Annotated in this window: 37 protein-coding genes and 1 pseudogene; 3 read left to right on the forward strand and 35 right to left on the reverse strand. The window is 61.9% G+C overall.

The annotated features are described in order from the left end of the window. Positions 1 to 88: 88 nt before the first annotated feature. Positions 89 to 433, forward strand: coding sequence for a cupredoxin domain-containing protein (locus tag VKS22_08545; GenBank protein HLW70659.1), 345 nt, complete (start codon positions 89 to 91; stop codon positions 431 to 433). Further along, entirely contained in the window at positions 430 to 1281 is an 852-nt protein-coding gene (locus VKS22_08550) for a hypothetical protein (protein ID HLW70660.1), read from the forward strand. Before VKS22_08545 ends, VKS22_08550 begins: the two co-directional genes overlap by 4 nt. A gap of 58 nt (positions 1282 to 1339) precedes the next feature. On the opposite strand, the gene VKS22_08555 is transcribed toward VKS22_08550, so the two are convergent. Then, positions 1340 to 2590 carry a cytochrome P450 gene (locus VKS22_08555; GenBank protein HLW70661.1) on the reverse strand — a complete coding sequence of 417 codons (1251 nt, stop codon included), beginning with the start codon at positions 2588 to 2590 and terminating at the stop codon, positions 1340 to 1342. Between the two features lie 138 nt (positions 2591 to 2728). Here VKS22_08555 and aroA point away from each other — a divergent pair, with 138 nt between their 5' ends. Further along, a complete protein-coding gene (aroA, locus tag VKS22_08560; GenBank protein HLW70662.1) occupies positions 2729 to 4006 on the forward strand; it encodes a 3-phosphoshikimate 1-carboxyvinyltransferase in 1278 nt (425 codons plus the stop codon). Between the two features lie 411 nt (positions 4007 to 4417). On the opposite strand, the gene VKS22_08565 is transcribed toward aroA, so the two are convergent. The 34 genes and pseudogenes from VKS22_08565 to rplC all read right to left on the reverse strand — a co-directional run bounded on the left by VKS22_08565 (position 4418) and on the right by rplC (position 24785). Next, complete coding sequence (locus VKS22_08565; protein ID HLW70663.1) at positions 4418 to 4846, reverse strand: hypothetical protein; 429 nt, start codon at positions 4844 to 4846, stop codon at positions 4418 to 4420. Between the two features lie 595 nt (positions 4847 to 5441). Then, positions 5442 to 5759 carry a muconolactone Delta-isomerase family protein gene (locus tag VKS22_08570; GenBank protein ID HLW70664.1) on the reverse strand — a complete coding sequence of 106 codons (318 nt, stop codon included), beginning with the start codon at positions 5757 to 5759 and terminating at the stop codon, positions 5442 to 5444. A 36-nt stretch (positions 5760 to 5795) separates the two neighbouring features. Next, a complete protein-coding gene (locus VKS22_08575) occupies positions 5796 to 7148 on the reverse strand; it encodes a TldD/PmbA family protein (protein ID HLW70665.1) in 1353 nt (450 codons plus the stop codon). 62 nt (positions 7149 to 7210) lie between these two features. After that, positions 7211 to 8662 carry a metalloprotease TldD gene (tldD, locus tag VKS22_08580; GenBank protein HLW70666.1) on the reverse strand — a complete coding sequence of 484 codons (1452 nt, stop codon included), beginning with the start codon at positions 8660 to 8662 and terminating at the stop codon, positions 7211 to 7213. A 271-nt stretch (positions 8663 to 8933) separates the two neighbouring features. Continuing rightward, a pseudogene (gene rplQ / locus VKS22_08585) lies at positions 8934 to 9275 on the reverse strand (50S ribosomal protein L17). A gap of 40 nt (positions 9276 to 9315) precedes the next feature. After that, on the reverse strand, positions 9316 to 10347 hold the full coding sequence (locus VKS22_08590) for a DNA-directed RNA polymerase subunit alpha (GenBank protein ID HLW70667.1): 1032 nt from the start codon (positions 10345 to 10347) through the stop codon (positions 9316 to 9318). 109 nt (positions 10348 to 10456) lie between these two features. After that, the gene (gene rpsD, locus VKS22_08595) at positions 10457 to 11083 is read right to left on the reverse strand and encodes a 30S ribosomal protein S4 (protein HLW70668.1); all 627 of its coding nucleotides are present in this window, start codon (positions 11081 to 11083) and stop codon (positions 10457 to 10459) included. Between the two features lie 85 nt (positions 11084 to 11168). Continuing rightward, entirely contained in the window at positions 11169 to 11636 is a 468-nt protein-coding gene (gene rpsK, locus VKS22_08600; protein HLW70669.1) for a 30S ribosomal protein S11, read from the reverse strand. 32 nt (positions 11637 to 11668) lie between these two features. Next, complete coding sequence (rpsM, locus tag VKS22_08605) at positions 11669 to 12052, reverse strand: 30S ribosomal protein S13 (GenBank protein ID HLW70670.1); 384 nt, start codon at positions 12050 to 12052, stop codon at positions 11669 to 11671. 15 nt (positions 12053 to 12067) lie between these two features. After that, a complete protein-coding gene (gene rpmJ, locus VKS22_08610; protein HLW70671.1) occupies positions 12068 to 12181 on the reverse strand; it encodes a 50S ribosomal protein L36 in 114 nt (37 codons plus the stop codon). 69 nt (positions 12182 to 12250) lie between these two features. Then, positions 12251 to 12469 (reverse strand): translation initiation factor IF-1, encoded by a 219-nt coding sequence (gene infA, locus VKS22_08615; GenBank protein HLW70672.1) that lies wholly within the window; start codon positions 12467 to 12469, stop codon positions 12251 to 12253. A gap of 43 nt (positions 12470 to 12512) precedes the next feature. Further along, the gene (map, locus tag VKS22_08620) at positions 12513 to 13280 is read right to left on the reverse strand and encodes a type I methionyl aminopeptidase (protein HLW70673.1); all 768 of its coding nucleotides are present in this window, start codon (positions 13278 to 13280) and stop codon (positions 12513 to 12515) included. Further along, the gene (locus VKS22_08625; GenBank protein HLW70674.1) at positions 13277 to 13990 is read right to left on the reverse strand and encodes an adenylate kinase; all 714 of its coding nucleotides are present in this window, start codon (positions 13988 to 13990) and stop codon (positions 13277 to 13279) included. The genes map and VKS22_08625 overlap by 4 nt, the downstream gene beginning before the upstream one ends. Then, positions 13971 to 15296: a preprotein translocase subunit SecY gene (gene secY, locus VKS22_08630; GenBank protein ID HLW70675.1), complete on the reverse strand. Its 1326-nt coding sequence runs from the start codon at positions 15294 to 15296 to the stop codon at positions 13971 to 13973. Before secY ends, VKS22_08625 begins: the two co-directional genes overlap by 20 nt. A 1-nt stretch (position 15297) precedes the next feature. After that, on the reverse strand, positions 15298 to 15789 hold the full coding sequence (gene rplO / locus VKS22_08635) for a 50S ribosomal protein L15 (protein ID HLW70676.1): 492 nt from the start codon (positions 15787 to 15789) through the stop codon (positions 15298 to 15300). Next, positions 15786 to 15995, reverse strand: coding sequence for a 50S ribosomal protein L30 (rpmD, locus tag VKS22_08640; protein ID HLW70677.1), 210 nt, complete (start codon positions 15993 to 15995; stop codon positions 15786 to 15788). The genes rplO and rpmD overlap by 4 nt, the downstream gene beginning before the upstream one ends. A 56-nt stretch (positions 15996 to 16051) precedes the next feature. Beyond that, complete coding sequence (gene rpsE / locus VKS22_08645; protein HLW70678.1) at positions 16052 to 16570, reverse strand: 30S ribosomal protein S5; 519 nt, start codon at positions 16568 to 16570, stop codon at positions 16052 to 16054. 53 nt (positions 16571 to 16623) lie between these two features. Next, the gene (gene rplR / locus VKS22_08650; GenBank protein ID HLW70679.1) at positions 16624 to 16980 is read right to left on the reverse strand and encodes a 50S ribosomal protein L18; all 357 of its coding nucleotides are present in this window, start codon (positions 16978 to 16980) and stop codon (positions 16624 to 16626) included. Between the two features lie 26 nt (positions 16981 to 17006). Continuing rightward, positions 17007 to 17558 (reverse strand): 50S ribosomal protein L6, encoded by a 552-nt coding sequence (gene rplF / locus VKS22_08655; protein HLW70680.1) that lies wholly within the window; start codon positions 17556 to 17558, stop codon positions 17007 to 17009. Positions 17559 to 17622: 64 nt separating this feature from the next. Next, entirely contained in the window at positions 17623 to 18021 is a 399-nt protein-coding gene (rpsH, locus tag VKS22_08660) for a 30S ribosomal protein S8 (protein ID HLW70681.1), read from the reverse strand. Positions 18022 to 18030: 9 nt separating this feature from the next. After that, on the reverse strand, positions 18031 to 18216 hold the full coding sequence (locus tag VKS22_08665; GenBank protein ID HLW70682.1) for a type Z 30S ribosomal protein S14: 186 nt from the start codon (positions 18214 to 18216) through the stop codon (positions 18031 to 18033). Between the two features lie 33 nt (positions 18217 to 18249). Further along, positions 18250 to 18822, reverse strand: coding sequence for a 50S ribosomal protein L5 (gene rplE, locus VKS22_08670; protein ID HLW70683.1), 573 nt, complete (start codon positions 18820 to 18822; stop codon positions 18250 to 18252). A 213-nt stretch (positions 18823 to 19035) separates the two neighbouring features. After that, positions 19036 to 19404 (reverse strand): 50S ribosomal protein L24, encoded by a 369-nt coding sequence (gene rplX, locus VKS22_08675; protein ID HLW70684.1) that lies wholly within the window; start codon positions 19402 to 19404, stop codon positions 19036 to 19038. 29 nt (positions 19405 to 19433) lie between these two features. Then, the gene (gene rplN, locus VKS22_08680) at positions 19434 to 19802 is read right to left on the reverse strand and encodes a 50S ribosomal protein L14 (GenBank protein HLW70685.1); all 369 of its coding nucleotides are present in this window, start codon (positions 19800 to 19802) and stop codon (positions 19434 to 19436) included. A 46-nt stretch (positions 19803 to 19848) separates the two neighbouring features. Continuing rightward, positions 19849 to 20103 (reverse strand): 30S ribosomal protein S17, encoded by a 255-nt coding sequence (gene rpsQ, locus VKS22_08685; protein HLW70686.1) that lies wholly within the window; start codon positions 20101 to 20103, stop codon positions 19849 to 19851. Positions 20104 to 20168: 65 nt separating this feature from the next. Beyond that, positions 20169 to 20381: a 50S ribosomal protein L29 gene (gene rpmC / locus VKS22_08690; GenBank protein HLW70687.1), complete on the reverse strand. Its 213-nt coding sequence runs from the start codon at positions 20379 to 20381 to the stop codon at positions 20169 to 20171. Beyond that, positions 20371 to 20796 carry a 50S ribosomal protein L16 gene (gene rplP, locus VKS22_08695; protein ID HLW70688.1) on the reverse strand — a complete coding sequence of 142 codons (426 nt, stop codon included), beginning with the start codon at positions 20794 to 20796 and terminating at the stop codon, positions 20371 to 20373. The genes rpmC and rplP overlap by 11 nt, the downstream gene beginning before the upstream one ends. Before the next feature lie 41 nt (positions 20797 to 20837). Then, the gene (gene rpsC, locus VKS22_08700; GenBank protein ID HLW70689.1) at positions 20838 to 21515 is read right to left on the reverse strand and encodes a 30S ribosomal protein S3; all 678 of its coding nucleotides are present in this window, start codon (positions 21513 to 21515) and stop codon (positions 20838 to 20840) included. 71 nt (positions 21516 to 21586) lie between these two features. After that, entirely contained in the window at positions 21587 to 21925 is a 339-nt protein-coding gene (gene rplV, locus VKS22_08705) for a 50S ribosomal protein L22 (GenBank protein HLW70690.1), read from the reverse strand. 45 nt (positions 21926 to 21970) lie between these two features. Continuing rightward, positions 21971 to 22285, reverse strand: a complete 315-nt coding sequence (gene rpsS / locus VKS22_08710) for a 30S ribosomal protein S19 (GenBank protein ID HLW70691.1) — start codon at positions 22283 to 22285, stop codon at positions 21971 to 21973. Between the two features lie 6 nt (positions 22286 to 22291). Next, a complete protein-coding gene (rplB, locus tag VKS22_08715) occupies positions 22292 to 23125 on the reverse strand; it encodes a 50S ribosomal protein L2 (protein ID HLW70692.1) in 834 nt (277 codons plus the stop codon). A 28-nt stretch (positions 23126 to 23153) separates the two neighbouring features. Beyond that, complete coding sequence (gene rplW / locus VKS22_08720) at positions 23154 to 23456, reverse strand: 50S ribosomal protein L23 (GenBank protein HLW70693.1); 303 nt, start codon at positions 23454 to 23456, stop codon at positions 23154 to 23156. Beyond that, positions 23453 to 24127, reverse strand: coding sequence for a 50S ribosomal protein L4 (rplD, locus tag VKS22_08725; protein ID HLW70694.1), 675 nt, complete (start codon positions 24125 to 24127; stop codon positions 23453 to 23455). Before rplD ends, rplW begins: the two co-directional genes overlap by 4 nt. Beyond that, a complete protein-coding gene (gene rplC / locus VKS22_08730; protein ID HLW70695.1) occupies positions 24120 to 24785 on the reverse strand; it encodes a 50S ribosomal protein L3 in 666 nt (221 codons plus the stop codon). Before rplC ends, rplD begins: the two co-directional genes overlap by 8 nt. Positions 24786 to 24806 lie beyond the last annotated feature (21 nt).

Consider the following 24806-nt stretch of genomic DNA (forward strand, 5'->3'; position numbering starts at 1 on the left):
TTCACCGCCGGTACGGTTGACAATGTTCGGCGGGTTTGAGATAAAGGCGGTCGATTTTGAGAATCACTCTCAATTTCATCTGAGGCTCATGACGCTCAAGTTCAAGCTTTTCATCTTTGCGGCTGGCGCGAGTCTGCTCGCAATTGGCGCGCTCCCCGCGAGCGCCGCCGACGCCACTTATGAGATTCGCTTTCAGGATTATCACTTCGTTCCGCAGACCCTGGCGGTTACCGCAGGCCAGCCGCTGATTATCAAGGTGGCGAATTCAAGCAACGAGACCATCGAGTTTGAGAGTTTTAAGCTCAACCGCGAAAAAGCGGTGACGCCCGGCGAGACCGCGATGGTGCATCTGCCTGCGTTGGGTGCAGGACGTTACGACTTTTACGACGACTTTCATCAGGACATTCCCGAGGGCTCGATTGTCGCCAAATGAACGCGAGTGCGAAAGCCGGGCTGGCAATTGCCGCGGTCATGGCGAGCTGCGCGATCTATGCGAGCCGCGCGGCGGCGCAAGTCGATCCCTGGGAATTCGAGGTTTATCCGTACGCCACTGAGGGCCGTGGCGTGCTCGAAGTTGAAGCGCTCAACAGCGTCATCGCCAATGGCCACAGCACCGGGTTCAATGGCACGTCGGCGGGCGCGTTCGCCAGTCAGGCAATGTATCGTTCGGCGATCGAGCTGACCTACGGGCTGACCGATCGTATCGAAGCGGCGGCCTATCTGACCACGGCGCAGGTTTCCGGTCATGGCTTCTGGTACTCCGGGTCGAAATACAGGCTGCGCGGCCGGCTGTTTGACGAGGAAACCTTACCGCTCGAGCTGGGCTGGTACGCCGAGCTGGAATGGCATCATACCCCGCAGTTCGATGACGCGGATTTGGAACTCGAACTGCGCCCGATTATCGAGAAGGACTACGGAGCGCTGGCGCTGATAGTCAATCCGATCTTCGAGAAATCGCTGGCTGGCGCCGGACGGCGTCAAGGCTTCGAGTTCGGCTATGTCAGCGGCGCCTACTATCGCTCCCTGCGCGCTATCTCTCCGGGCCTGGAGTTTTACGGCGGCGTCGGGCTGATCGATGACAACGCCCCGCTGCACAATCAGCAGCACTATATTTTCCCGGTGGTCTGGGGCGAGCTGCCGCACGGACTCGAGTACAACGTTGGACCGGGCATCGGCCTCACGCGCGGCTCGGATCACGTCATCATGAAGTTCAACTTCGAGCTCGAACACTTCATCGGCGCGCTCTTCGGCCCGTCGGCAGAATCGAACTGGTTCTTCTAGGAGGCTGTTGAATCTTGACGCAGCTCGCAGACTCGCCTGCTCGCTCCGCTCCGCTTCGCTAGCGGCGGGCGCGCATCCGGTAGCGAATGGGCATGTGCTTGATGCCGCCGACAAAGCTCGAACGCATCCGCTGGATCGGGCCATTGAGCTCGACCGCCTCAAGCCGCTCGGTGAGCTGGCGGAACATGATCTGCAGTTCCATCCGCGCGAGGTTGGCGCCCAGGCAGTAATGCTCGCCGATGCCGAAGGCGATCTGCGGATTCGGATTGCGCGTGATGTCGAACTTGAACGGCTCGGCGAAGACCTCTTCGTCACGGTTGGCGGAGGGATAGAACAGCGCCAGCACCTCGCCCTCACGAATCTTCTGGCCGTGCAGGACCGTATCGCGCGTCGCGAGCCGCGTGAACTGGATCACCGGCGAAGTCCAGCGGATTATCTCATCGGCCGCCGAGGCCAGCAGGGCCGGCTCGCGCCGCAGCCGCGCCCATTCCTCGCGATGCTCGATGAGCGCGGCGAGGCCGCCGGTAATCGCGTTGCGGGTGGTCTCGTTACCCGCGATGATCAGCAGCGCGAAGTAGGACATCAGCTCAAAGACCGGCAGCGGTTCGCCGTTGACCTTGCCCTGTACGAGCGCGGTGGCGAGATCGGCGCGCGGGTTTTTGCGGCGGTCCTCGATGAGCCCGCTGAAATACTGGAAAAACTCCATCTGCGCGCCCTGGATCATCTCGCGGAACTTCGTGCTGCCCGCGAACTCCGGATCGGTCGGCGCGATCATCTCGTTGCTCAGCCGGAACATCAGGGGCCAATCGGAGCGCGGGATCCCGAACATCTCGGAAATCACTGCGAGCGGCAGCTTCGCCGACAGCTCGGTGACAAAATCGCACTCGGTCTGATCAACCACGCTGTCAAGCACTTCGGCGGTGACCTCCTCGATCTGCGTGCGCAACTGCTCGATCGCGCGCGGGGTGAAGCGCCGATTGGTCACCGCGCGATAGCTGCCGTGCTCGGGCGGATTCATGTTGAGGAGCTGGCGCAGCACCGGTTCATCCAGCGCTTCCTGGCCATCTTCTTCCTTGAAGATGAAGAGCCGCTGGCGTTCAGCCGGAAGCTCATTGAAAAGCTCAGGCTGGCGCGAGACTTCGATCAGATCGGCGTGTTTGGTAATCGCCCAGAACGGCGCGACTTGCGGTCGCTGGTACCAGAAAACCGGCGCCTCGCGGCGGAGCAGCGCCCACTCGGCGTGCGGGTAGCCGCGTTCGATATAGAGATCCGGGTCGATGATATCGAGGTTTGCAAGGCTCAGCTCCATACCTGAATGAACCTCCATTCAGCTTGTACTTCAACTTAACACCCGGCACTGCATCAGAATACCCGCGAATTTGCTAACTTGAGTCCGTTGGAGCGAGTCAGCGCCAACGATAAAAGAAGCAAATAAGAGTTAAGTGCTGTGCCATTGAGAGAGATCGAGATAATTCCGCTGACGCGGCCATTGAACGCGAGCGTGACGCCGCCCGGCTCCAAGAGCATCACGAATCGCGCGCTGATCCTCGCTGCGATGGCCGATGGGCGATCAGTGATCGAAGGCGCGCTGCTGAGCGACGATACCGCCCGCATGGCCGCGGCGCTGCAAGCGCTCGGGTTTGCGGTCGAGACTGACGCGCCGCAGCGCAGAATTACCGTTTTCGGCCGCGCCGGCAGGATTCCCGCGATCGCCGCCGACCTCGACGCCGGCAACGCCGGCACCGCGATGCGCTTTCTCGCCGGCTTCGTGACGCTCGGACGCGGCCGCTATCGCCTCGACGGCAGCGTGCGGATGCGCGAGCGGCCGATCGCCTCGCTGCTCGAAACGCTTCGCGCCCTGGGTGTCGCGGCCTCGAGCGCGAATCGCGACGACCGTCCGCCCATCATAATCGACATGAGCGGTGCGCACTTCGCCGGCGGTGAAGCGACGATTGACGCCAGCCTCTCGTCTCAATTCGTCTCGGCACTGCTGATGCCGGCGCCGCGCTGGCCGCGCGGCTTGCGACTCACGGTGCGCGGCGAGACCGCTCATCCGTTTATCGCGATGACGACCCGGCTGATGGAGCGTTGGGGTGCGCACAGCACGATGCGCGACGACACAATCGTCGTTGCGGGTGGACAGCAGTACCAGCCAATGGAATTCAGCGTCGAGCCGGACGCGACCGCGGCCGGCTACTTCGCCGCGGCTGCGGTCGTCGCCGGCGGGGTGGTGACGATCCGCGGACTCGAGGCGGACTCGCTCCAAGGCGACAGCGGATTTTTCGCACTGCTCGAACGGATGGGCGCTCGCGTCGTGCGGCGCGGCGGCGCGATAGAGGTCGCGAGCGGCGCCGAACTCCGCGGCCTTGACGTAACGATGAACACGATGCCCGACGTCGTGCCGACGCTCGCGGCAATCGCACCGTTTGCCTCGTCGCCGACGCGGATTCGCGGCGTCGGCTTTATTCGCCATCACGAAAGCGATCGTATCCGCGCGCTCGCGACAGAGCTGCGCCGGCTGGGCGCGGCGGTGGAGGAATTTGACGACGGCCTCGGAATCGCGCCCTCAACTCTGCACGCCGCGACGATCGAAACCTACGACGACCATCGGATCGCGATGGCGTTCGCCGTCGCCGGACTGCGAGTCGCGGGCGTACGCATCACCAATCCGGGCTGCGTGGCCAAGACCTATCCGAATTTTTTCCGCGACCTCGCCACCCTCTGAAATAGCCGCCGACTCGGTCTAAAAACTTAGGGGCTGCTCGCATGCAACTATCATTGAGTTGCAAGCGTAATCTTTCCTAGCGTGCCCGCAACCCCTACGGGCATCGGCAACGGCGCGCCGTTAAGCTTTACAAGCCCGCTCGGAACCAAAATGACGACATCTCTTCGGATTCCAGGCGCCGCGCGCGCTCAGATCACGAACCTGTTTTGAGATATCGTACTCTGTGAAAACACTCGGCGTCGGAGCAACTGCATGGCCCTCCATGGAATGCGCTTTTTAGCGCAAGGCAAGGGGTCAGAAGCACTAACGGGCTCGGGAGAGCGTTATGTTCGAACCGCCGCGGAACGCAATGGAGGAGGCCTCAGGCCCAAAGGGCCTGTGCTGCTCCTCCATTGGTCAATCAATTAGCTCTTAAGGTGTCTTGGATTGTGCTCTTTCGAGACGCGTTATCAACCCTTCAACCCGAGCGTTCAAATCCCACCCCGCCATCAGACGTGCCAAGACAGGATTCAACATGCTGAAAGCATTGAGAGGGTAATAGCCGTCGGATAGGTCCTTGACCATCAATTCAAGGCCACGGCGAAAATCTTGTGTGCCGTGACGGGCAACTTGATGTCGGCGGACATAGTAAGCGCTGTACTCAATGGGTTGAGCAATCTTCAGCATCCGCTCTTCACAATCATTTACTATAACTAGCTGGTCGAGAGCGCGTTGAAAAGTAGGAGCGGCCTTACGAAATCCTCCACTTTCATCGTCACTGTGTTTTGTTGAATGAATTTGCGCAACGCCGGCGAAATAATGGCTTACTGCGGTGAACATTGCAACGTCTGCTTGAACCATTTCTGCATATAATTTATCAGCTTCCTCACGGGAAGCCCGACTCAGGGTTTCGAGTCACGTATGGTGGGTTGGTCAGGTGCCCGCATCACCGTTGGCAAATCTCACTCCAGGTCTGAGCCCGGGAAATTGGACGGGATCTGGCAAGTGTCTGAGGCTCATAAGAATTCTCCTTTCGCTTTGTGGAATTCTTTTAAAAAACCATTCGTACGATCCTGGTCAATATCGCTTATAGATCGCCGAAATCATGATTGCAACGGACCGGCCGATCAAAACCCGCGTATTTATCGGGAAGTTCCCTCCTCATCAGGGAGGGAATGTCCTAAGCTCAGCTGATTTCTGACTGACGGCAATCACCGCCCGATTCGAAAGATCGGGCCGCCGAATGGGAGGAAAGCTTGAGACGGTTCGGGCTGCTTAGGCGACAATATCATCAATAGCGAACAGAGTAGCTCCCACACACTACCCTTGAAAATTGACGAATATCCAGTCTATGGTTCCTGTCGTGACGAGATAAAGCAAGTCTGTCCGGGCCGATGCTCCTAAGCCCGATTCCGCGAGTCACGATCTCGCCGCACTCTGAGATGCTTTGCGGGCGCTAAGCGGAAAGCTGCTTTAGATCCTCGGCCCAATTCTCGTACGGCCGCAGCGCGGTGATCTCGAGCTTCGCCACGATATGCGAATAGCCGAGCTTCCAGATCGGCAGGCCCGCGATTGCGTGATCGAGATCGTCCGCCGACGGCAGGTCGAGAATCGCGATGACCACCGGCTCCCCAGCGACCTTGTAGATACTCTTGATTGCACCCGCCTTTAACGCGCCCAGGGCGGCTTCCGCCTCCTGACGCCAGACCGTGTAGAACTCCTTGTTCGAGGTCTGCGCGGGCTTTTCGATATGGGCTTTGAGCATGAACAACATTTTTCTTCCTCCTGGCCGTCTGAAAGTTGACCGGCTTTATTCGCCGGCGATCATCATCTCGCTGACCTTGATCGTCGGTGAGACCGTCGAGGAACGCCAGCGCAGATCGTTCCCGATCATCTCGATTGCCAAAAACATCTCCTTGAGATTGCCCGCGATCGTAATCTCCTGCACCGGATAGGCGAGCTCGCCATTCTCGATCCACATCCCGCCGGCGCCGCGCGAGTAATCGCCGGTCACGCCGTTGACGCCGAAGCCGATCATCTCGGTGACGTAGAGTCCTTGTTTCACCGACCCGATAATCTCGTCGGGCGTATGCCGGCCGGGTTGCAGGTAAAAATTGGTCGTACTGACGCCCGGCGAATCGCCCACCCCGCGCGACGCGTTACCGGTCGGCGCGAGCTTGAGCTTGCGCGCAGAGTAGGAATCGAGCAGGTAGGTTTTGAGTACACCGTTCTCAACCAGATTCTTCTGATTGGTCGCGAGACCCTCGCCGTCGAAGGGCTTCGAGCCGAGGCCGCCTTGCATCCGGCCGTCGTCGCGCAGAGTGACAGTTGGCGCGGCGATCGCCGTGTCGAGGCGATCAGCGAGAAATGACGCCCCCTTGTAGAGTGACGGCCCTGACGCCGCACCCGCGATCGAGCGAATCAGCGACGCCGCCATCTCCGGATCAAAGACGATCGGTGCGCGCATGGTCTTGATCTTCCGCGCACCCAGCCGCCGCAGCGCCCGCTGCGACGCCGTGACGCCCACCGCCTCCGCCGCTTCCAGCCGGTCGAAGTGGCGCGACGCCGTGGACCAGTAACCCTGCTGCATCCGGCCGTCGTCCGATTGCGCGATCGGCGCAGCGCCGAGGCCAAACGAGCTCCCCGCGTACGCGCCGCTGAAGCCCTGGCTGTTGGCGAACATCACCTGGTAGCGGCCCGAACTGAACTCGGCGCCTTCCGAGTTTTTGATCCGCGGATCGACCGCCAGCGCGGCCTGCTCCGCCGTGCGCGCCAGCTTCAGCGCCGCGTCGGCCCCGACGATCCCGTGCGTCTGATCGCTCAGATCGAGCTCCGGAAAATCGTGCGGATGGAGCGCCGGGTCGGGCAGCCCAGCCCACGGATCCGCCGCGGTCAGCCGCGCCATCGCGACCGTGTTGGCGACGAACGCCTTAAGCGAATCGCGCTCCAGCTCTGCCGTAGAAGCATTCGCCGACGATTGCCCGGTGAAGACGCGCAGCCCCAGCCGGCGCTCGCGCGAGCTTTTGAGCTTTTCGACTTCGCCCATGCGCACGCCCGCGGCGAGCGATTCCGCGCTCACCAGCAACACCTCGGCGGCGGTCGCTCCGCACTTCCTCGCCTGCTCGAGCACCCATTCGGCGAGTGCCGGATCAAACTGACTCATCTGTAAATACCTCTCAGCGTCGCGACGGCCCGCAGACTCGCACGCGTTCACGAACGAATGTTTCAGGCGCGGGTGCCCCCGACCGTGAGACCGTCGATTCGGATCGTCGGCAAGCCGACTCCGACCGGCACCGATTGGCCGTCCTTCCCGCAAACCCCGATACCCGAGTCCAGTGCGAGATCATTGCCGACCATCGAGACCCGCGTGAGCACGTCGGGACCGTTGCCGATCAGCGTCGCACCCTTGACCGGCCGCGTCACCTGCCCGTCTTCGATCAGGTAGGCCTCGCTCGCTGAAAAGACGAATTTGCCGTTGGTGATATCCACCTGGCCGCCGCCGAAGCTGACCGCGAACAGCCCCTGCTTCACCGACTTGATTATATCGTCGGGCGCCGATTCGCCCGGCAGCATGAAGGTGTTGGTCATCCGCGGCATCGGTGCGTGGGCGAAGCTTTCGCGCCGGCCGTTGCCGGTCGGCGTCATCTTCATCAGCCGCGCGTTGAGCCGATCCTGCAGGTAGCCGCGCAGGATGCCCTTTTCGATCAGCGTCGTGCGCGAGGTTGGCGTCCCTTCGTCGTCAACGTTGATGCTGCCGCGGCGATTCGCAATCGTGCCGTCATCGACCACCGTGCACAGCGGCGTCGCGACCTGCTGTCCGATCCGACCGCTGAAAGCCGAGACGCCCTTGCGATTGAAGTCGCCTTCGAGGCCGTGACCGATCGCTTCATGCAGCAGGATTCCCGGCCATCCTGGTCCGAGCACCACCACCATCTCGCCCGCCGGCGCGTCGATCGCGTCAAGGTTCGTCAGCGCCTGCCGCGCCGCGCGCAGCGCGTAATCCTTCCAGCGTTCCTGATCGAAGAAGTAGCTCCATTCGACCCGGCCGCCGCCGCCGAAGGAGCCGATCTGACGGCCCTTGCCCTGCTCCTCGACGATAACGCTGACGCTCAGCCGGCTGAGCGGCTGCAGATCAGCGGCAAGCTGCCCCTCGCTATTGACGATCATCACGATCCGCTGCTCGGAGCTGAACGACGCCATCACGTTGCGCACGCGCGGATCGAGCGCACGCACGGTCTCGTCGATCTGACGCAGCAGGCGCGCCCGCTCCTCGATCGGGACTTCGAGCGGCGTGCTACCGAGCTCATACAGATGATGGCGCGGCACAGGCTGCCCGAGGTGCACCGCCGCCGGCGTCGCGCCGCGCTCGTCGGCGATCGCGCGGGCGGCCTCCGCCGCCAGCTTCATCCGATCGATTGTGACCTCGTCGGAGTAGGCGTAGCCCGTACGATCCTCGGCACAGACCCGCACCCCGACGCCGTGCGAGACGCTCTTCGAGGTCTGATTGACCATCGATTCCTCGAGCCCCAGCCCCTCGGCGCTGCGGTACTCGAAGTAGAGATCGGCATAATCCGCCTTGCGCTCGAGCGCGTTGCCGAGAATCCGCTCGAAGGCATTCGCGTTCATGCCAAAGCGGCTCATGAAAAAATTTTCGGGCTTGGTCAGTTCATTCGCCATTGGTTTATTTCACCTTTCACGTATCGTCATTGTAGCAGAGCGCAGGGTCGCTCGCGGTGGACGTTACCCACAACTTTCGGGCTCTGCGTCGACAATTAGTAAAACTAAAACGGCGCCCGCGAGGACGCCGTTCAACGAACTCAAAGATGATGCGCCTGGCTCAGCCGGCGGCGGCGCGAGCGCGTGCCGGCTCCGCCATTACACGATCGCGGCGAGCCGCCCGTTTCTTCGGCGGCTTTTTCGCCTCGGCCCGCTCGGAGGTGCCCGTGAATTCGATAATCGACAGCGGCGCCGCGTCGCCGCGCCGGAAACCAAACTTGACCACGCGCGTATAGCCGCCGTTGCGTTCCTTGAAGCGCGGCGCGATCTCGTCGAAAAGCTTCTTTACGGCGTCGCGCGATTGCATGAAGTTGAACGCCAGCCGCCGCGCGGCGAGGTCGCCACGCTTGCCCAGCGTCACCATGCGATCGGCGAAGCGCCGCAATTCCTTGGCCTTCGCATCCGTGGTCCTGATCCGCTCATGCTCTAGCAGGGCCAGCACCAGGTTGCGAAACAGCGCCTTGCGATGAGCCGACGTGCGGTTGAGCTTCCGCCCCTGATTCATGTGACGCATCTGATTAAAACCTCATCTCTGGCTGCACTTCGGGCGCATTCTAAGCGGACTCGCGCCGCTCCTGCTCTTCCCACATGCGATCGAGTTCGCCGCGCGCCGGCAGATTATCCAGCCGCATCCCGAGCGACAGCCCCATGTCGGTCAGCACTTCCTTGATTTCCGTCAACGACTTGCGGCCGAAATTCTTGATCCGCAGCATGTCCTGCTCCGCGCGCTGGACCAGTTCGCCGATATACTTGATGTCGGCGTTCTGCAATCCGTTGAAGGCGCGCACCGAGATCGGCAGCCCTTCAACCGGGCGATACAGATATTCATTGATCGCCGGACGCGCGTCGCTCGGCGCCGCGCCGCCGACCACGGCCTCGACGTCATCTTCCTCGACGCCCGCGAAGATCGACATCTGATCGCGCATCACGCGCGCCGCATAGGTCAGCGCCTCGCGCGGCGAAATCGAACCGTCGGTCCAGATTTCGAGCGCCAGCCGGTCGTAATCCGTACGCTGACCGACGCGCGCGTTGGTCACGACGAAGTTCGCGCGCTTAACCGGCGCATAGATCGCGTCGAGCCGAATCGTCCCGATCGGCTCTTCGTCCTCGCTGCGCTCGCCCGGTACGTAACCGCGCCCGCGCTTGATCACCAGTTCGACATCGAAGTCGGCGCCCTTATCGAGCGTCGCGATATGCTGATTCGGCGTCAGCACTTCGAGGCTCGGTCCGCCGGTGATATCCCGCGCCGTCACTACCGACTCGCCCTTCGCCTTCAGCGTCGCCGTCAGCTCTTCACCTTCGTGCAGCCGCAGCCGGACTTCCTTGAGGTTCAAGATGATGTCCGTCACGTCCTCTTTGACCCCGGGCACCGTCGAGAATTCGTGCAGGACGCCCTTGATCCGTACCGCGGTGATCGCGAAGCCCGGCAACGAGGAGAGCAGGATGCGGCGCATTGCGTTGCCGATCGTGATCCCATAGCCGCGCTCGAGCGGTTCGGCAAAGAAGCGCCCGTACATCGGGGTCAGCTCCTTTTCTTCAAACTCGACCGTCTTGGGTTTGATCAGGTCACGCCAATCGTTATGCATAGTTGTTTATCTTAACCGCCGAAAATTTGGATTCGCTGTGCAATAATTTTCACCCGCGCGGCATCTGCCGCGGCTAACGCCAATTTGCCGCGCTCAATGCGCGGCGCTGCTAGCGCGAGTAGTGTTCAACGATCAGCTTTTCGCTGATCGGCATCGTCAGATCAGCCCGCGCCGGCAGGGCTTTGAGCGAGCCGCGGAACTGCTCGCGCTCGAGCGTCATCCAAGGCGGCACGCCGCGCCGCTGCGCCAGCTCGATCGCCTCGACCACGACCTTCTTTTGCCGGCTCTTTTCCGCGATGCTGACGACCTCGCTTACATTCACCAGATGCGACGGAATAGTAATCGTCCGGCCGTTAATCGCGATATGCCCGTGCCGCACCAGTTGCCGCGCCTGCGCCAGCGAACTCGCGAAGCCCAGCCGGTAGACGACGTTGTCCAGCCGCCGCTCGAGCAGCACCAGCAGATTCTCGCCGGTGATCCCCGCCATCCGCTCCGCGCTCGCGAAGTAGCCGGCAAACTGCTTCTCGAGCAACCCGTAGATGCGCCGGACCTTCTGCTTTTCCCGCAGCCGGATCGCAAACTCTGAAAAGCGCGTGCGCGCCTGGCCGTGCGCCCCCGGCGGATAATTGCGCCGCTCGATCGCGCACTTGTCCGAATAACAGCGCTCACCCTTGAGGAAGAGCTTGAGCCCTTCGCGCCGGCACATCCGGCAGACCGGACCGAGATTTCTCGCCACCTTGCTCTTCGCTCCTTACTTCTAATCAGGCCGCACTTCTAATCAGACCGCGCTCTAGTCAGACCCCGAAAATCAGATCCGGAAATCAGACCCGGCGCTTCTTGGGCGGCCGGCAGCCGTTATGTGGTATCGGCGTCACGTCCTTAATCGATTGCACGTTGAGCCCGGTGGCTTGCAGCGCGCGCACCGCCGATTCGCGCCCTCCCCCCGGTCCCTTCACGTACACGACTACCGAACGCATTCCGTATTCCCCGACTTTGCGGGCGGCCGCCTCCGCCGCCATCTGCGCAGCGAACGGCGTCCCTTTGCGCGAACCCTTGAAGCCCACCGAGCCCGCGCTCGACCACGCCACCACCAAGCCCTGATGGTCGGTGATCGTTACGATCGTATTGTTGAAAGTCGCGTGCACGTGCGCGATCCCTTCCGGCACGCTGCGCTTGGTCCGCTTGCGGCGTGGTGCGGGCGCTGCGGCGCCTGCCGGCGCCGGGGTCCCAGTAGCCTCGGCCGGGGCCGGAGCGGGCGTCGTTTCCTTGCTTTCGTTCTCGTCAGCCATTTAGCTTTTTCTCTCGACTTGTTCGCGAACGGCTAGCCTTTGGGCGGCGCCTGCTTCTTGCCCGCTACCAGTTTGCGCGGCCCCTTGCGCGTGCGTGCATTCGTATGGGTCCGCTGGCCGCGCACCGGTAATCCCCGCCGATGGCGGATGCCGCGATAGCTGCCCAAATCCATCAGCCGCTTGATTGCCTGCTGATGATCGCGCCGCAGGTCGCCCTCGACCTCATAATCGGCGTCGATCACGTTACGAATGCGCACCTGCTCTTCGGCGCTCAACTCGTCGCTATTCCGCGCGGCATCGACATTCGCCTTCGCCAGGATCTTTTGCGCTGCGGTACGGCCGATGCCGTAGATATAGGTCAGCGCAATCTCCATGCGTTTATTGTGTGGCAGCTCCACTCCGGCAACACGCGCCATCGAATTCGCCTCCCGTTAGCCCTGCCGCTGCTTGTGCCGCGGATTCGAACACAAAATCCGGATGACGCCGAGCCGGCGCACCACTTTGCAGTTCTTGCAGATCTTTTTTACCGAGGCCCGAACCTTCATCTCACTTCCTGCTGCTCGCCACTTCGCGCTCGTCCTTCTATCCTGCCACTCGTGCTTGGCCCCGAAACCCTAGCGCACCCGGTACGTAATCCGCCCGCGCGTCAGGTCATAGGGCGACAGCTCAACTGTGACTTTGTCGCCCGGCAGAATCTTGATGTAATGCATGCGCATCTTGCCCGAGATATGCGCGAGCACGCGGTGGCCATTCTCTAAGGTCACCCGAAACATTGCATTGGGCAGCGCCTCTTGCACCGACCCGCTCACTTCAATTGCATCGCCCTTCGACATAAATTGCCTCGTTCAAATGACTGGCCAACTCAATAGATTTGGCTCAATTGAGTTGGCTCAGAATCTCCGGACCCGCCGCGGTGATCGCGATCGAGTGCTCGAAGTGCGCCGAGAGCTTGCCGTCGGCGGTAACCGCGGTCCAGCCATCGTCGAGAATCTCCAGATGCGGCGTACCCTGATTCACCATCGGCTCGATCGCCAGCACCATCCCTTCCTGGAGGCGCGGATTCGGCATCCCAGCGCGAAAATAATTCGGCACCTGCGGCTCTTCGTGCAGCTTGCGCCCGATCCCGTGACCGGCGAACTCCGTCACCACCGAAAAGCCCGCCTCCTCGGCGGTCCGCTGCACCGCGCGCGCGATGTCGCTTATCCGATTGCCCGTCCTCGCCTGTTCGATCCCGGCGTAAAGCGCCTCTCGCGTCACCCGCATCAGGCGCTCGGCCTCACTCGACACCGGCCCAATCGCGATCGTGCGCGCCGCGTCGCCGAAGAAACCCTCATACGAGACGCCGAAATCCAGCCCGACGATGTCGCCCGATTTGAGTTTGCGCCCGGCTCGCGGAATTCCATGCACAATCTCGTCATTGATCGAAACGCACAGACTATGGCGATACTCCACCGTATGAGGCTTATAGCCTTTGAACGCCGGCAGCGCGCCCTTGCTGCGCGTCAATTCTTCCGCCAGACGATCGAGCTGCAGCGTGCTCACTCCGGGCTTCGCCGCAGCCGCCAGTTGCACCAGCACCTCCGCGACGATTCGGCTCGCCGTTCGCATCAGCACCAGCTCTTCCGCGTTCTTCAGCGTGATCACGCGAGTTTTACGCCGAGCGCGTCCCGAATCCGCCGTTCAATATCCGCCGGACTCCCGATCCCGTCGATTTCCGCCAGCAAACCGAGCTTCGCGTAATGCTCGAGCAGTGGGCGCGTCGACTCATTATAAACTTCCAGCCGCGTCCTCACCGTATCTTCGGCGTCGTCGTCCCGCTGATAAAGTTCACCGTTGCACTTGTTGCACATCTCCATATTGCGCGGCGGATCATAAATCACGTGGTACATCGCCGCGCATTTCCGGCAGGTCCGCCGCCCCGAGATACGCTTGACGATCTCGGCGTCGGGTACTGCAATCGCCACCACCTTGTCGAGCGCTACGCCGCGAACTTTCAGCATCTGCGCCAGCGTCTCGGCCTGCGGCACCGTACGTGGAAAGCCGTCAAGTATGAATCCCTCCCGCGTGTCGGGCTGATCTAGCCGCTCGCCAATCATCGCCAGCACGAGATCGTCGGGAACCAGCTCTCCGCGATCCATGAAGCGCTTGGCTTTGAGGCCCGACTCGGTCCCGTTACGCACCGCCGCGCGCAGCAAATCGCCGCTGGCGATTTGTGGAACCCGCAGCCCGCCTTCGAGCATTCGTGCCTGCGTGCCCTTGCCGGCTCCAGGCGGACCCAACAAAACCAGTCGCATCTGCGCTTGTCCCTTAACCGATCGCCCTTGCGTCCGCCACTCAGGCGGCGCGACCGCCACGAGGGCCTCTCCGGCCGCCGCGCGGCGGCCGGCTCATAAACCCTTCGTAGTTGCGGGCGATCAGATGCGTTTGAATCTGCGCCGTCGTGTCCAGCGCAACTCCCACAACAATCAGCAGCGCGGTGCCGCCAAAATAGAAAGGCACATTGAAACGCTGGATCAGCAGCGTCGGCAAGACGCAGACCGCGCTGACGTAAATCGCTCCTCCTAGCGTAATCCGCGACAAAACCCGATCCAGGTAATCGGCGGTGAACCGCCCCGGCCGAATCCCAGGTATGAACCCGCCATGCTTTTTCAGATTGTCGGCAACGTCGATCGGGTTAAATGTTACGGCTGTATAAAAGTAGCAAAAAAAGATGATCAGCGCGACGTACAGGAGATTGTATGCGGCGCTCCCGGGCGTGATGTAGGTGCTGATCGGTTTGAGCGCCGGCACAAAGGTCGCGATCGTGGCCGGAAAAACCAGCAACGAAGACGCAAAAATCGGCGGTATCACTCCAGACGTATTGATCTTCAACGGCAGATGGCTGGATTGGCCGCCGTAGACTCGCCGTCCGACCACGCGTCGCGCATAACTCACCGGAATCCGCCGCTGACCCGTCTCGACATAGACGATCAATGCGATCACCGCCATTGCCACCAGCAGAATCAAAATGAGCACAAAGATGCTCATCTCACCCTCGCGAACAAACGTCGCGGTGGTGCCGAGTGCGCTCGGCAGCCGCGCCACGATTCCCGCCATGATGATCAGCGAGATGCCGTTGCCGACCCCGCGCTCCGTCACCTGTTCGCCGATCCACATCACGAAGATCGTCCCCGCCACGAGCGTGATCACGGTCATCGCGATAAAGGAGGCGCCCGGATGATAAACCACGCTGCCGCCGCCAGGCGACTGCACTTTTTCAAGTCCGTAGGCGATCATGCTGCCCTGCAGGACCGCCAGTCCGACCGTGCCGTAGCGTGTATACTGGCTGATTTTGCGCCGCCCGGCCTCGCCCTCTTTATACAACTCGTCAAGATAGGGCCAGCCGATTTTCATCAGATCGAGAATGATCGCGACCGAGATGTACGGCATGATGCCGAGTGCAAAGACCGAAAAACGCTGGAGCGCGCCGCCCGAGAACAGATTCACCCAGCCGAACAATGTACTCGAGGCCGCATCGAAGAATGACGCCAGCGCCTGCCCGTCGATTCCCGGAGTCGGCACCGCCACGCCCAGCCGGTACACCGCCAGCATCGCCGCCGTAAACAGCAGCCGCCGGCGCAACTCCGGGATGCGCGAAGCGTTCGAGACCCCTTCAAGCATTCTACGCCTGCGTAGCCGCCTCCTGTGTACTCGGTTGCTGCGTTATCAATTCTGCCGTGCCGCCAGCCGCAGTGATTTTCTCGCGCGCACTCTTGGAAAAGGCGTGCGCGCGTACCGTCAAGCGGCCATTGATCTCGCCATCACCCAAAATCTTGACCTTGAGCCCGATCCGAACTAATCGACGATCGGCCATCAGTGCCGGATCGATCGCGTCGCCGTCGTTGAACACCGCGAGCCGCTTGAGGTTGACTTCTGCGAATTCTTCGCGCCGCGCCGCAGCCTTTTGCAAGCGCCGGAAGCCGCGCTTGGGAATCCGCCGCTGCAACGGCATCTGGCCGCCCTCGTACCCGGGTGGAGTGTTCCCGCCCGAACGCGACCCGCGTCCCTTATGGCCCCGTCCGGAGGTCTTGCCGTGTCCCGAGCCGATTCCGCGTCCGACGCGCTTCTTCTTCTTGACGGCGCCGGCCGCCGGCTTGAGTTCGTTCAGTTTCATCGCGCGACTTCGTCTCCGTTGCCGCCGGGCGGCAGCACGCTCACCAGGTGCGGGACACGCTTGACCATCCCGACGATCGCCGCCGTGCGCTTGAGCGTCCGCACTGTGCCAACCTTCCCCAGTCCCAGCCCCTTGATCGTCTGACGTACCCGGTCAGTCGTTCCAATCGGACTGCGCACGAGCTTGACGCGGATTGTATCAGCCATCGATTCTATCCAATTTATCCAAGCTTTCGCTCAACGAATTCCGCTACGCACTTTTCCTACGCGACGGGCGCAGGTTCCAGAACCACAACCGGCTCGACCGCGCGCTGCTTGGCGACATCAGCCGGATAGCGCAATTCCGTCAATGCCTCGAGCGTTGCCTTGACCAGGTTGTGAGGGTTCGAGGAGCCGAGCCGCTTGGTGAGAATATTGCGTATTCCCGCCAATTCGACCACCGCACGCACGCCACCGGCAGCGATCACTCCCGTCCCTTCCGCCGCCGGCCGCAACATCACCTTGCCGGCGCCAAAATGTCCCAGCACCTGATGAGGTATCGTCCCATTGCGCAGCGGCACCCGAATCAGGCTCTTTTTGGCGCTCTCGACCCCTTTGCGAATCGCCTCGGGCACTTCCTTGGCTTTGCCCATCCCAAAACCAACCAAGCCGTTCTGATCGCCAGCGACGACCAGCGCGCTGAAGCTGAATCGCCGCCCACCCTTAACCACTTTGGCGACGCGATTGATATGAACAACCTTCTCCTTGATATCCAGGCCTTGCGAATCGATCCTTTGCGCCACCGTTTTTTCTTCCTATCGTGAGTCCGACTGATCGGTACCGGTAATGCCTTTGCTCAGAACTTGAGGCCGGCCTCGCGCGCTGCTTCGGCCAGCGCCTTGACCCGCCCGTGATACAGAAAACCGTTGCGGTCGAAGACCACCTCGTTGATACCCTTTTCGCGGCAGAGACCCGCTATCGCCTTGCCGACCGCCTGCGCAGCAGCAACGCCGCGCTTGCTCTTCAGCCCTTCGCCGACGCTCGCCGTGGCGGTTGACGCCGCGGTCAGCGTCCGGCCGCTCTCGTCCGAGATAACTTGCACGTAAATATGATGGAGCGAGCGGAAGACCGACAAGCGCGGCCGTGCCTCGCTGCCCCTAACCCGCCGACGCACTCGCCCTCGCCGGTTCTCGCGCATTTCCGCCCGATTCATCGCCATAACGAATCCCAAATCCCGGCCTAGCCGGCGCTCGAACCCGCCGCGGCCTTGCCCGCCTTGCGCCGGATCGTCTCGGTGGAATACTTGATGCCCTTGCCCTTGTAGGGTTCGGGCGGCCTCAGCGATCGCACTTCCGCCGCCACCGTGCCGAGCAACTGGCGGTCAGCGCTTTCCAGCGTGATTAGCACCTGGCGCTCGACCTTCGCCGTAACTCCAGGCGGTAGCTGATAGACGATCGGATGAGAGTAGCCGAGCGTCAGATTAATGTTCGTTCCCTTCGCCTCGGCCCGATAACCCACACCGTTAATTTCAAGCACCCGCGTAAAACCCTTGCTCACGCCCTCCGCCATGTTGGCGACCAGCTTGCGCATCAGACCGTGCCGCGCCCGCTCGCCGCTCGAATCGCCGGGCCGCTGCACCACTACCTGACGTTCGCTGATATCGAAAGTGAACCCCGGCTCGACGCGGGTCTGGAGCTTGCCTTTCGGCCCTTCAACCTTGAAGGCGCCATCGGCCAACACGGCCTTGACGCCTTTCTCGAGCACTATCGGTAGTCTTCCAATTCGTGACATTAGTCTTAACTTTTGCCTGACTCTTGCCTAACCCGTAGTAATCCGACTTCTCCCAAAACTTCTTTTACCAAACCTTGAGCAAAACTTCGCCCCCGACGTTGCGGCGGCGCGCTTCGCGATCGGTCATGACACCGAGCGGCGTCGAGACCAGATGAAGTCCGATACCACCCGAGATGCGAGGCATCGTCTGCGCTCCCGCGTAACGCCGGATACTCGGCTTGCTCATTCGCTGAATCCCCCGGATAACCGCCTCGCGCGACGCCGTGTAGCGCAGTCCGAGAACGAGTTTTTTCTTGTAGCTTTCGCCGGTGGTCTCCATTCCGGCCAGAAAGCCTTCCGCCACCAGCACGCGGCAAATTGCTTCGCGCAGCTTGGAATGCGCGATCTCGACCTTGTTGTAACGCGCGCGCATCGCGTTGCGGATTCGCGTCAGCAGCTCTGCGATCGGATCAGTCTGTGCCATGTGGAATTCCTACCAGCTCGCCTTGATCACGCCCGGCAACGCGCCCTTGAGCGCATTCTTCCTGAGACACAGCCGGCACATCTTGAAGCGCCGATAGAAAGCCCGCGAGCGTCCGCACAACGGGCAGCGATTGTACGCGCGCACCTTGAATTTCGGCGGCCGCGCCGCTTTGATCTTGAGCGATTTCTTCGCCATTTGCTTCCTGTTCGGTACCGTTCCTGTCCAGCCCTAGGCTGCGCGCGCCGCGCCCTCGCCGCCGGCGCCCCGAAACGGCATCCCCAGCGCTTTGAGGAGCGTCAGCCCCTCGAAATCGCTGGCCGCCGTCGTCGTCACCGAAATTGTCATGCCCTTGACCTTCTCGACCTTGTCGAGGTTGAGCTCGGGGAAAATCGTATGTTCGCGCAGCCCAAGCGAGTAATTGCCGCGGCCGTCGAAAGACTTGTCGCTGATTCCGCGGAAGTCACGCACGCGCGGCATCGCGATATTGACCAGGCGGTCGAAGAATTCCCACATGCGCTCGCGTCGCAGCGTGATCATCACGCCGATCGGCATGCCTTCGCGCAGCTTGAAGTTTGAGATCGCCTTGCGCGCGCGCGTAATCACCGGCTTCTGCCCGGTAATCTGGCGCAATTCATCCGTTGCTGCGTCCAGGATCTTGACGTTCTCCCGCGCCTCGCCGAGCGCCATGTTGATCACGATCTTCTGCAGCCGCGGCACCCGCATCCGATTCTCGATCTTGAGCTCGCGCATCAGCGCCGGCACGATTTCCGTCTCGTAACGCACGCGCAAACGCGCAGGCAGCGGCGCTTCCGGGGCGCGCGGCGCCTGTTCCGCCGCCGCTTCGGCGGCTTGCGGCTTGCCGCGCTTACCACCCTGACTCGCGGCTCCGCCCGGATTCTTGGGCCGCTTCGCTTTCGCCTCACCCGGCTCGCGATTCTTCTCGTCAGCCATTAGTCTTCTTCCGTCACAAAAAGTCTCTGGTCACCTGCCCGCTCTTCTCGATTTCTCGCCAGCTCAGTCGTTGCCGAGCGGCTCGCCGCAGCGCCGGCAAATTCGCGTCTTCACTTTGTCTCCCGCGGCCTTGTCCGCCGTCACCTTAACTCCGATCCGCACCGGCGCATTGCAGCGCTCGCACATGATCATCACATTCGCCAGTTGCAACGCCGCTTCCTTCTCAACGATGCCGCCTGCGCTCGACGGACCACGGGCCTTTGAATGGCGTTTGACCAGATTTAACCGCTCGATGACGACGCGGTTTTCGGCCGGCACTACCCGCAAGACCTTGCCGGTCTTGCCGCGCTCGCGCCCCTTGATCACCATCACGGTGTCGTTCTTGCGAATCCGCGACTTGACTGTCGCCGCTTTGATCCCCGCCGATGCCATCAATGAACCCCTCTCTCACAGGACTGCCATTACAGTACTTCCGGCGCCAGCGAGATGATCTTGAGGAAGCGCTTGGCGCGCAGCTCGCGCGCGACCGGCCCAAAAATACGCGTGCCCAGCGGCTCGTGCTGATTATCAAGCAACACCGCCGAGTTGTCGTCAAAGCGGATGTAACTGCCGTCGTCGCGGCTCACTTCCTTGGCCGTCCGCACGATTACTGCCCGCGACACGTCGCCTTTTTTGACCTTGGCGTTCGGAATTGCCTCTTTGACCGCCACCACGATGATGTCGCCCACGCTCGCATAGCGCCGGCGCGAACCGCCCAGCACCTTGATACACATCACTTTGCGCGCACCGGAATTGTCCGCCACGCCCAGTATCGTCCGCATCTGCACCATCGCGTACTAAATCCTTCTCCAATCCACCCGATCCGCAGCTGGCGTGCTAACGCGCCGCCTGCTTGAGCACGCGGCTTATCCGCCAGCGTTTGAGCCGCGAGAGCGGACGCGATTCGATGATCATCACGCGATCGCCTTCGTGACACTCGCTCTTTTCGTCGTGCGCCAGAAAACGCTGGCGGCGCTTGACGCGCTTGCCATAGAGTTCGTGCTGCACCAGGCGGTCCACCTGGACCACCACCGTCTTGGTCATCTTGGCCCCGACGACGGTGCCCTCGCGCCGCTTGATCCGCTCCCGCATGACTTACCTGCTCACCTGACTAACCTGCTTATCTGACTTTCTGCTCACCTGTCTTACCCGACCAGCTACCCGGCAGCATTCGGCGATTGCACCGTTCGAGTGCGCGTTATCAGCGTCATGATCCTCGCCAACTCCTTGCGCGCCTTGCGGTAGTTGGACGCGTTATCCAGTTGATTCGTGCGCAGCTTGAGCCGCAGCCGGAAGATCTCCTCACGAACCTCGCGCTCCTTCATCTGCAAGTCGGCGGCGCTCATCTGCTTGAGCTCGTCAAGCTCCATGAGTTCCACCCTCACGCTCGACGACGATCGTCTTGACCGGCAGCTTGTGCGCCGCCAGCCGCATCGCCTCGCGCGCCGTCACGCGGTCCACGCCTTCCATCTCGAAGAGAATCCGGCCCGGCCGCACGCACGCGACCCAGCCCTCAGGGCTGCCCTTGCCTTTGCCCATGCGCGTTTCCGCCGGTTTCTTGGTGTAAGGCTTGTCGGGAAAAACCCGAATCCAGACCCGGCCGCCGCGCTTGATATGACGGGTCAGGGCGATTCGCGCCGCTTCCAGCGCGCGCGTGTCGATGCGGCAGGTTTCGGTGCTTTTGAGGCCGAAATCGCCGAAGGCCAGCTCGACGCCGCGCGATTCCGCGCCGCGCACTCGCCCCTTCTGCATCTTGCGCCATTTTACTTTCTTGGGTGACAGCATCGCCGCGGATCCTCAAATACTCTGCAACACGCCCGAATAATCTAATTCTGATGGGCCTGCGCGTTGCCGCGCTTGGCCAGTTCCGCCTGACGGGTGAGAATCTCACCGCGAAAGATCCACGCCTTGACGCCGATTATGCCGTAAGTCGTCTTGGCCTCGGCGAAGCCATAGGCAACGTCGGCGCGCAACGTCTGCAGCGGCACCCGGCCCTCGCGGTACCACTCGCGGCGGGCGATTTCCGTACCGCCGAGGCGCCCGGAAACCTGCACCCGGACCCCCTGCGCACCCATCCGCATCGCGCGCACCACCGCCTCTTTCATCGCCCGCCGGAACGCCACGCGCCGCTCGAGCTGAAGAGCGATATTCTCCGCCACCAGTTGCGGATCAAGATCCGGACGGCGGACCTCGTGGATATTGATAAAGGCCTCGCGTCCCTTCATCAGCTTCTGCACGTCAAGCTTGAGCCGATCGATCTCGGCGCCCTTTTTTCCAATCACGATCCCGGGCCGCGCCGTATGGATATTCACCTTCGCCTTGTTCGCCATCCGCTCGATCTCGATCCGCGAGATGCCCGCGTGATAGAGGCGCTTCTTGATGAAATCGCGTAGCTTCAGATCTTCGTGCAGCAACGTCGTGTACTCGCGCGTCGCGAACCACTTCGAATCCCAGCCCTCGATTATGCCGAGCCGCAAACCGCGCGGATGTGTCTTATGCCCCATACGATCCTTTATCCGGCCGTCTACTCAAGCTCGCTTTGTCTCACGGATTTCAATCTCACGGCAGTTGCGACTCAGCTCGGCCGTTCGTCCACCACGACCGTCAGATGGCTCGTGCGTTTGAGAATCGGCGTCGAATGCATATGCGCCCGCTTTATCGAGCGCTTCCAGGTCGGCCCGGTATCTGCCGTGACGCGCTTGACGAACAGCCGGTCCTCGTCGACCTGCTGCTGATCGCGCGCATTGGCGATCGCCGCCAGCAGGGTCTTCGAGACCATCTTGGCGCCCTTTTTGGGCGTGAATTGCAAAATCGAAAGCGCCTGCTCGACCGGCTTGCCGGCCACCAGCTCGCAGATGAGCCGCAGCTTCTGCGGCGAAATCCGCGCAAAACGCATCCGCGACAACGCTTCCATCACCTTGCTCCCAACCCTGCCAAATCCATCGAGACGGCGAGCCGCTTACGCCTTGGCCGCCGCCCGCGGCGCTCCCGCTGATGATTTCACTTCGCTCTTGCGATCACCCGAATGGCCATGGAAGATCCGCGTCGGCGAGAACTCGCCGAGCTTGTGTCCAACCATATTCTCAGTGCAGTAGACCGGGATGAATTTGTTGCCGTTGTGCACGGCGAAGGTCAAACCGATCATGTCCGGCACTACCATCGAGCGCCGCGACCAGGTGCGGATGATCCGCTTGTCGCCGGCCGCCACCGCAGTATCGACTTTTTTTTGCAGGTTGGCATCTACAAACGGGCCTTTTTTCAGTGATCGCGGCATTTGCTCTTATCCCCGCTTGCCGCGCGGCCGGCGCGACACGATGTATTGATCCGAGGTCTTCTTGCCGCGAGTCTTGTAGCCCTTGGCCGGCGTCCCCCATGGCGACTGCGGATGATTCCCCTTCGAGCGCCCCTCACCGCCGCCGTGCGGATGATCCACCGGATTCATCGCGACCCCGCGCACGTGCGAGCGATGCCCGTACCAGCGGTTACGACCGGCCTTGCCGATCGAGATATTTTCGAACTCGAGATTGCCCACCTGGCCAATCGTCGCCCGGCACTCCGCCTGCACCATCCGCTGCTCGCCCGAGGGCAGCTTGAGCAGCGCGAACTTGCCCTCTTTGGCCATGAGCTGCGCCTGCGCGCCGGCTCCACGCGCCATCTGGGCACCGGCGCCGGGCTTGAGCTCGATCGCATGAACAAAAGTGCCGACCGGAATGTTAACGAGCTTGAGCGCGTTGCCGGGCTTGATATCTGCGCTCGGACCGCACTCCACCTTATCGCCTGCCTTGAGCCCTTCGGGCGCCAGGATGTAACTTTTTTCGCCGTCGGCATAATGCAGCAGCGCAATATTCGCCGAACGATTCGGATCGTACTCAAGCGCCGCCACCGTCGCCGGAATACCGTCGCGACTGCGCTTGAAATCGATCAGGCGGAGCCGGCGTTTGTGGCCGCCGCCCAGATGACGCATCGTCATGCGCCCGAGATTGTTCCGGCCGCCGGATTTCTTGAGCGGCGCGAGCAGGCGCTTCTCCGGCGCCTTCTTGCTCAGCCCGGAAAAATCCGCAAGCTGCATGAAGCGCTGGCCCGGCGTGCGCGGATTGAGTTGAATCACTGCCATCTTAATCTTATGCCTTGGCGCTTATGCCCTAGAGGCCCTCGAAGAATTCGATTTTGTCGCCCGCCTTGAGCGTGACATAGGCCTTTTTCCAATCCGATTTGCGCCCCGCGATCCGTCCCTTGCGCCGCTCCTTGCCCATGAAATTTGCCGTGCGAATCTTGAGCACCGTCACCTTGAACAGTTGTTCGACCGCTAGCCGCAACTGGTCCTTGCTGGCGTCGGGCCGCGCGCGGAAGACCACTTGATTCGCGCGCTCGCCGATAAGCGTGCCTTTTTCGGTCACCAGCGGCGCCAAAATCAGACCGTCCAGACCTTGGAGACCGGCGCTCACTTGCCACCCCCGAGACGCGCTTCCACGGCCCGCGCGGTCTCCGCAGTCATCAGCAACTGATCGTAGTTCAGCACGTCGAAGACATTCAGCCCGGCGAGCGAGAGAATCTTGTGCGCCGCGAGATTGCGCGCCGCCCGCGCGAAAACGGCGTCCTCTGCCGAGACCACGATCAGCGCGTGCGTCAAACCGAGCGCCGCCAGCGCCGCATTCGCAGCTTTGGTCTTGGGCTCCGTAAGTTCCAGCCGTTCGACAACAATCATATGGCCACTGGCCGCGCGATCGGCGATCGCCAATGCAAGTGCGCGCCGCCAGGCCTTTTTGGGCATCTTGTACGAATAGTCGCGCGGCTGCGGCCCGAAAATTTTGCCGCCGTGACGCCATAGCGGCGAACGGGTCGAGCCGGCTCGCGCCCGCCCGGTGCCTTTTTGCCGCCACGGCTTCCGCCCGCCGCCCGAGATAAAGCCTTTAGTCTTGGTCGAGGCCGTGCCGGCGCGCCGCTTCGCGAGTTGCATCCGCACCGCTTCGTGCATCAGCGAGGCGTCGGCGTCGCTGCGGAAGATCGAGCCCGAAAGCTCGAAGTCGCCCTGCCGCTCACGCGCCGCCGAGTACATCGGGACTTTCATGGGCGCCTTGACGCCGTCCGCAGTTGCCACGCTCGTCGTCTCATCCATCGGCCTGCCCCTGCGTGAAGCGCTGCCCGCTGGACGCGTGCCGGACGATCACCAGACCGCCGTCAGGACCGGGCACCGCCCCGCTGACCGCAACCGCATGATCTTCGGCGAGAATCTCGACAATTTTCAGATTGAGCACCGTCGCCAACTCATTGCCCATCTGCCCCGCCATCCGCATCCCTTTGCGTACGCGTCCAGGATATGAGCGATTACCAATCGAACCGCCGTGGCGAAAATATTCGTGCGTACCGCGCATCATCGGAAAGCCGGCGAAGTGATGCCGCTTGATGACGCCGGCGTAGCCGTGCCCTTTCGAGACGCCGGAGACGTCGATGGTATCGCCCGCCTTGAAGACATCGGTCGCCGCCAGCATCTGGCCGAGCTTGAGTTCGCCCTCGCCACGCGTCTTGAACTCCCGCGTTGCGATCCCCGCCGCGACTTCGGCCTTTTGAAAATGGCCGCGTTGCGGCGCGGTCACGCGCGACAGCTTGCGCTTGCCCCAGGTCACCTGGATAGCCTCGTAGCCGTCGGTGCCTGCAGTCTTAATCTGCGTCACCGCGCACGGCCCCAATTGGATGACGGTCACGGCCTGCACGCGGCCGCTGGCGTCGCCAATCTGGGTCATGCCCAATTTTTTTCCAATCAATCCGCTCAGCACGGGACTTCTCTCATCACGGGG

Source organism: Candidatus Binataceae bacterium (assembly GCA_035308025.1).
Taxonomy (GTDB): Bacteria; Desulfobacterota; Binatia; order Binatales; family Binataceae; genus JAJPHI01.

Coding starts and splice junctions, on each gene's coding strand:
- secY (HLW70675.1), bottom strand. CDS start 15,296: ATGCTTGAAGGGGTCTCGAACGCTTCGCGCATCCCGGAGTTGCGCCGG.
- rpmD (HLW70677.1), bottom strand. CDS start 15,995: ATGGCTGATACAATCCGCGTCAAGCTCGTGCGCAGTCCGATTGGAACG.
- infA (HLW70672.1), bottom strand. CDS start 12,469: ATGTCGAAGGGCGATGCAATTGAAGTGAGCGGGTCGGTGCAAGAGGCG.
- VKS22_08575 (HLW70665.1), bottom strand. CDS start 7,148: ATGAGTCAGTTTGATCCGGCACTCGCCGAATGGGTGCTCGAGCAGGCG.
- rplN (HLW70685.1), bottom strand. CDS start 19,802: ATGGTGCAGATGCGGACGATACTGGGCGTGGCGGACAATTCCGGTGCG.
- rpsS (HLW70691.1), bottom strand. CDS start 22,285: ATGCCGCGATCACTGAAAAAAGGCCCGTTTGTAGATGCCAACCTGCAA.
- rplV (HLW70690.1), bottom strand. CDS start 21,925: ATGGAAGCGTTGTCGCGGATGCGTTTTGCGCGGATTTCGCCGCAGAAG.
- rpsM (HLW70670.1), bottom strand. CDS start 12,052: ATGGCGCGTGTTGCCGGAGTGGAGCTGCCACACAATAAACGCATGGAG.
- rplB (HLW70692.1), bottom strand. CDS start 23,125: ATGGCAGTGATTCAACTCAATCCGCGCACGCCGGGCCAGCGCTTCATG.
- rpsH (HLW70681.1), bottom strand. CDS start 18,021: ATGGCACAGACTGATCCGATCGCAGAGCTGCTGACGCGAATCCGCAAC.
- tldD (HLW70666.1), bottom strand. CDS start 8,662: ATGGCGAATGAACTGACCAAGCCCGAAAATTTTTTCATGAGCCGCTTT.
- rplP (HLW70688.1), bottom strand. CDS start 20,796: ATGCTGTCACCCAAGAAAGTAAAATGGCGCAAGATGCAGAAGGGGCGA.
- VKS22_08550 (HLW70660.1), top strand. CDS start 430: ATGAACGCGAGTGCGAAAGCCGGGCTGGCAATTGCCGCGGTCATGGCG.
- VKS22_08665 (HLW70682.1), bottom strand. CDS start 18,216: ATGGCGAAGAAATCGCTCAAGATCAAAGCGGCGCGGCCGCCGAAATTC.
- rplF (HLW70680.1), bottom strand. CDS start 17,558: ATGTCACGAATTGGAAGACTACCGATAGTGCTCGAGAAAGGCGTCAAG.
- VKS22_08590 (HLW70667.1), bottom strand. CDS start 10,347: ATGCATAACGATTGGCGTGACCTGATCAAACCCAAGACGGTCGAGTTT.
- rplR (HLW70679.1), bottom strand. CDS start 16,980: ATGAATCGGGCGGAAATGCGCGAGAACCGGCGAGGGCGAGTGCGTCGG.
- VKS22_08565 (HLW70663.1), bottom strand. CDS start 4,846: ATGGTTCAAGCAGACGTTGCAATGTTCACCGCAGTAAGCCATTATTTC.
- VKS22_08545 (HLW70659.1), top strand. CDS start 89: ATGACGCTCAAGTTCAAGCTTTTCATCTTTGCGGCTGGCGCGAGTCTG.
- VKS22_08555 (HLW70661.1), bottom strand. CDS start 2,590: ATGGAGCTGAGCCTTGCAAACCTCGATATCATCGACCCGGATCTCTAT.
- rpsC (HLW70689.1), bottom strand. CDS start 21,515: ATGGGGCATAAGACACATCCGCGCGGTTTGCGGCTCGGCATAATCGAG.
- rpsK (HLW70669.1), bottom strand. CDS start 11,636: ATGGCTGACGAGAACGAAAGCAAGGAAACGACGCCCGCTCCGGCCCCG.
- rpmC (HLW70687.1), bottom strand. CDS start 20,381: ATGGAGCTTGACGAGCTCAAGCAGATGAGCGCCGCCGACTTGCAGATG.
- rplX (HLW70684.1), bottom strand. CDS start 19,404: ATGGCATCGGCGGGGATCAAAGCGGCGACAGTCAAGTCGCGGATTCGC.
- rplD (HLW70694.1), bottom strand. CDS start 24,127: ATGGATGAGACGACGAGCGTGGCAACTGCGGACGGCGTCAAGGCGCCC.
- rplO (HLW70676.1), bottom strand. CDS start 15,789: ATGAAACTGAACGAACTCAAGCCGGCGGCCGGCGCCGTCAAGAAGAAG.
- rpmJ (HLW70671.1), bottom strand. CDS start 12,181: ATGAAGGTTCGGGCCTCGGTAAAAAAGATCTGCAAGAACTGCAAAGTG.
- VKS22_08570 (HLW70664.1), bottom strand. CDS start 5,759: ATGTTGTTCATGCTCAAAGCCCATATCGAAAAGCCCGCGCAGACCTCG.
- rpsQ (HLW70686.1), bottom strand. CDS start 20,103: ATGCGGGAGCGGATCAAGCGGCGCGAGGGCACCGTCGTCGGGGCCAAG.